Raw genomic sequence first — 454 nt, forward strand, 5'->3', positions numbered from 1 at the left:
CCGGCTGATACCACCGCGCACCCATGTTCACGTTCCCGCTGTCAGGGTCGGTGTACTGGTGCTGGAAACCCAACGCAGGCTGCGTTCCCGCCTCAGCCTGCCGCTGTCCGAACGGACTGTAAGACCGCGACCCCGCCAACACACCCGTACTCGGATCGACCAACCCGATCAGGTCGGTGTGCACATCCGACCACGCCAACGCCGACACACCACCCTGGGCCACCCCCAACGGCAACCCACCCGGCGTGTAGGTGTACTCCCCCTGCCCATCCGAAGCGACCTTGATCCCCGACCCCACATAGGTCAGTGCGCGACCACCGGCGCTGACCAACCGGTTCAACGCGTCATAGCGGTAATCGGTCCCACCATCGGCGACCAACTCGTCGAACGCGTTGAACTCCACCAACGTCGACACACCACCGGCCGTGCGCGACGCCAACGTCCCCCGCGGCGT

Annotated in this window: 1 protein-coding gene; it reads right to left on the bottom strand. The window is 65.9% G+C overall.

Annotation, left to right across the window (positions count from 1 at the left end; all coding sequences use genetic code 11):
- On the bottom strand, positions 1-454 hold a 454-nt coding region (locus JAV51_RS20115; protein WP_197322312.1), incomplete at both ends, for a hypothetical protein.

The organism is Saccharomonospora sp. NB11 (assembly GCF_015910535.1).
In the GTDB taxonomy this organism is placed as follows: Bacteria; Actinomycetota; Actinomycetes; order Mycobacteriales; family Pseudonocardiaceae; genus Saccharomonospora.